This is a genomic window from Anabaenopsis tanganyikae CS-531, from assembly GCF_029891675.1.
GTDB classification, from domain to species: domain Bacteria; phylum Cyanobacteriota; class Cyanobacteriia; order Cyanobacteriales; family Nostocaceae; genus Anabaenopsis; species Anabaenopsis arnoldii.
Genome location: NZ_JANQDF010000064.1, coordinates 1 through 4,459, shown reverse-complemented (window position 1 = coordinate 4,459; position 4,459 = coordinate 1). Strand labels below are relative to the sequence as shown.

General features: G+C 44.3%; 2 protein-coding genes and 1 pseudogene. 1 reads left to right on the top strand and 2 read right to left on the bottom strand.

Translation table 11 applies throughout. From position 1 onward, the window contains the following. Positions 1 to 90 precede the first annotated feature (90 nt). A pseudogene (locus NWP22_RS06860) lies at positions 91 to 1,647 on the bottom strand (ATP-binding protein). Positions 1,648 to 2,144: 497 nt separating this feature from the next. On the opposite strand from NWP22_RS06860, the gene NWP22_RS06855 reads away from it, so the two are divergent. Continuing rightward, the gene (locus NWP22_RS06855) at positions 2,145 to 4,151 is read left to right on the top strand and encodes a pentapeptide repeat-containing protein (protein ID WP_280801660.1); all 2,007 of its coding nucleotides are present in this window, start codon (positions 2,145 to 2,147) and stop codon (positions 4,149 to 4,151) included. Here the strand turns inward: NWP22_RS06855 and NWP22_RS06850 are convergent. After that, entirely contained in the window at positions 4,148 to 4,333 is a 186-nt protein-coding gene (locus NWP22_RS06850; protein WP_280801659.1) for a hypothetical protein, read from the bottom strand. The genes NWP22_RS06855 and NWP22_RS06850 overlap by 4 nt on opposite strands. Positions 4,334 to 4,459: the final 126 nt, after the last annotated feature.

The window sequence follows — 4,459 nt, the reverse complement described above, 5'->3', positions numbered from 1 at the left end:
TGGACTTTCGCTATCAGACGGGTAATTTATTACCCGGCTGCTTAGTGCGATCGCTGTTTTGTTGACGGTTGACTGGGATAGATGACTAGGCTATCCCCTAATTACTGTAATATTTCTCCCTTGGGGACTTAGGGTTATTTCGGTGGAGGTGCGATCGCTGATGGGGGGTAAGTTGGGGCGACGGTCAAATATTACTAACCATCCTGTATCTAGATTGAGTCCTGATAAGTATTTATCTAATTGTATCAATCCTTGGGTTAAGGGGTCGGGTTTACCCTGTTTCCATACTTTTAATTCCATCCCTAAGACTACATCGCCATAACGCAGACATATATCCATCCTCCTGGAGCCGATGGCGTATTCGCGCTCTAAGCTACCACCACCATTGACGACACGGTGTAAAAATGCCATTAATACTAAGTGGGGGGCTATTTCTGGGTAGGGGGTGCTTTTAAATAATGGTTCTCCGTGTTGTCGCCAAAAGTCTAAGAATGAGTCTAACAATGCTACTGCATCGAGTTTACCAGTAGGTGTTAACCAGGTGGGTTAAACAGATGTTAAGGAAGCAATTGTGACATTGGCTAAAGTTTTGGGGAATACCTCTCTATAGATAGGATTAGCAATTTCCAGACCACCACCTCTATCCCGTTTACATAAACCTAAATCTAGGACATAGCGTAAATCATCATCAGGAACATTGCCTAACTCGTCACCAGCTAACATGGGTTGAATAATTGCTTTTACTCTATCTTCGCGCAGTCGCTCTGCTAAACTGTCTAGATGGGTGTCTTGTCTTTGAATTAAGATATCTTTGGCTTGATTGATTAAGTCTACTGTGATGGGGATATTTACGTCTTCTGCTAAATACTCTGTAACTTGACGGGCGATCGCATTGACTAACCAAGGTTGACCTTGGGTTAAATGGTAAGCGTGGTGAATGGCTTGGGGGGTAAAGATTTGCCCTGTGGCTTGGGTGTGTTGTTCGTATAAGCTTTTAACATCTTCTAAGGTGAAGTTACTTAATGTGATAGATTCTACTTTGATATTAAAGGGACTAGAGGTATTTAATCTATCAGTGCCGCCAGAGGCTACTTTATAATCACGTACATCCCGCATCCCAATTAAGGCTACACATTGGGGGAAACCTTGGGGACGACTGGGATAACCGGAGCGTAGTTGTCGCAGTACAGAGATGAGAGTTTCATCACTTAAAGCATCAATTTCATCTAAAAATACTACTAGGGGATGGGGAGAACTAGCAGCCCAAATACTGAGAACTGTTTGTAAATCTAACTGGGTGATTCCCGTTTCTTCCTTAATCTGATTGATATGTGGTAAGGGTAACTTCAAAAACCGGATCTGATTCTGCCAGTGATTTAAAATACTACTTTGCGCTGCTAGGGGATCATGGGGAAATACTGCGCCTACTTCTAAGGATAGTAGGACGGCGGTATATTTACCACTAGCTGTTAATTCTTGTGCTAGGGTGAGCATGGCAGTGGTTTTACCGGTTTGTCTGGGTGCATGGATGACAAAGTAATTGCGTTGCGCAATTAGGCGTTTTAACTCTGGTAACCGTTCGGTGGTGGGTAAGGTATAGTGGATATCTGGTTGACAGGGGCCTGCGGTGTTGAACCATTTAGTCATAAAAGTTTAGGTATAGGTTGAGTGTTGACTGTTGACGGTTGACGGGTGACGGTTGACGGGTGATGGTTGACGGTTGAGGGTTGAGGGTTGATGGGTGATGGGTGATGGGTGATGGGTCAGGGTGATGGGTCAGGGTTTAAGAGCTACGACAACCGGGATCCGGGGGTTAGAAACCCCCGTCTGATAGCTAAAGTCGGATTTATCCGACTGGGTGGGGTGTTAAATATAACATTATAAATCAGGTTAATAATCATTGTCTATAATATTAGATGTAACCTAATAACAGTCCACTTTGAGTGGACTTTGGCTATTAGACGCTTAATCTATTCCCCGGCTAATGGCTGTTGATGGTCACACCTCTTCCCAGTCAACCGTCAACAGTCATCATTTAGGAGTCCTATAAGATAAATTTAACTGAAAACGTTACAATAACGGAAATGTTCGTGGTATATCTGTAGCTAAATCAGAAAGCATCATAAAGTCTACCGCACCTAGCCATGATCCAGGACTTATCCGGTAAAAATTGCAGAGGTCATTCTTTCAAAGGTCAAGACCTTAGGGGTGCTAACTTTAGTTATGCAGATATTCGCAGCGCAGACTTTACTGGGGCTAACCTCACAGGGGCAAACTTTAGCCATGCTCAAGCAGGACTGCAAAAACGTTGGGCTATCTTTTTAGTCTGTGTATCATGTTTGCTGTCTGGAATTTCTGGATTTTTATCAGCCTTCACCGGAGTGTTGATAGCTTCTATATTTGACAGTTCCAGTCTAGAAAATCAGGTTGCTGGCTGGACTGCCTTAATAGTAGTAATTGTTGTTTTTATAGTTATCCTTCGCCAAGGATTTAACTCAGCGATCGCCGGAGCCGGAGCCATCGCCGGAGCCATCGCCGGAGCCATCGCCATCACCGGAGCCGGAGCCATCGCCGGAGCCATCGCCATCGCCGGAGCCATCGCCATCGCCGGAGCCATCGACATCGCCGGAGCCATCGCCATCGACAGAGCCATCGACATCGCCATCGCCGGAGCCTTCGTCATCGCCGGAGCCTTATTTAGTGCTTACATTGCTCGGAGAGCTATGAAAGGAGATGAAAAATACTCTTTGATTCGGAACATCGCTGTTGCTTTTGCCACCTTTGGTGGTACAAGCTTTCGCAACGCCAACTTAACAGATGCTGATTTCACTACTGCTACACTTAAAAGTACAGATTTTAGAAAAGCTAATTTAACTCGTACTTGTTTCCATAAAACTAAAAAACTTGACCGGGTTCGCCCTGGTAAAACTTACCTGCAAAATGGACAACTGCTGAAAGTTTTGATGGAAGGTCAGGGGCGAGAAAAAAACTTTGACCGTGAGGACTTACGGGGGGTTAATTTTGAAAAGGCGAATTTGGTAGATACTAGCTTTATTGGTGCTGACCTGAGCCAAGCCAATTTACAGGATGCCGATTTATCCAGAGCAATATTAGTACAGGCACAACTTAATGGCACGGATTTTACAGGGGCTACGCTTACTGGGGCATACATTCAAGATTGGGGGATTACCACTGACACCAAATTTGATGGTGTGAGATGTGAATACGTTTATATGCGACTCCCCACGAAGGAGAACCCTGATCCTCTGCGCAAACCCGATAACAATAAAGAAGTGTTTGCAGATGGGGAGTTTGGGGATTTTATCAAGCCAATATTTGACACCCTGGACTTATACCATAATCAAGATGTTGACCCCAGAGCGATCGCAATTTCATTTAAGCAGTTAGCAGAGAATCACCCAGAAGCTGATTTGCGAATTGTCGGCATGGAAGTACGAGGTGAGGATAAATTTTTACTTCGTGCCAAAACTACAGCGACAGCTGACAAGTCCCAATTGAGTGCCGAATATTCCGCTACTTATAACCAGATAAAAGGCTTGTCAGAGGGAGAAGTTAATTTACTAATAGCAGAAAAAGATAATCAAATTCGTAGATTAGAGAATATGGTAATGACGGCGCTGGAGCGCCCTAATTATTATTCAAGTACACAAATACAAGAGGTAGGAAGTATGGCTAGTAATCCCGGTGGCTTTTCAGTTGGTGGTTCTGTGGGCGGTAACGTCAACAACGTTCAAGGTGATAACAACCGCGCAGTACAGGGAGACAATAATCAGGCTGTTCTTGGTGACAATAATCAAGTTACACAACAAAATGAAGTGGGTGCAGATACGGGAGAAGCGCTCACTAAAGAGGATATTGTGAAGTTACTGGCACAATTAGAAACTTTGATTCAAGATGCAGAGTTACCAGCGGACACCAAAGAAGAAGTAATTGAAGATTTGAATGCAGCTAAAAACGCAACGGACAAAGCAGAACCAAATAAACAACGTGCGTTAGACCGTTTAACAAGTGTGAGAGAAACCTTAGAAAAAACAACTAAAACTGTAGATTCTGGTAAGCAACTTTGGACAGTAGCCAAGCCAATTATTGTGAGGGTTGCAGGTTGGTTAGGTGCGGCGGCGGGGCTTTAGTCTTCGTTTCTGGTTTCTATGTGATATTTCTCTTCTGGGGACTCTGGGTGATTTCGGTGGTGGTGCGATCGACTGTGAAACCGCAGCAGTTTAGACCACCGGGAGTCGGGGGTTTCTAAGCCCTGTCTGATAGCTAAAGTCGGATAAATCCGACTGGGTGTTAAATATATAGCAACGGACATATTGGTTAGGACATCATCATTATGGTTTTAAGGGAACAGGGAACAGGGAACAGGGAACAGGGAATAGTGAGTAGGGAATAGTGAGTAGGGAATAGGGAATAGGGGATAGGGGATAGGGAATAGTGA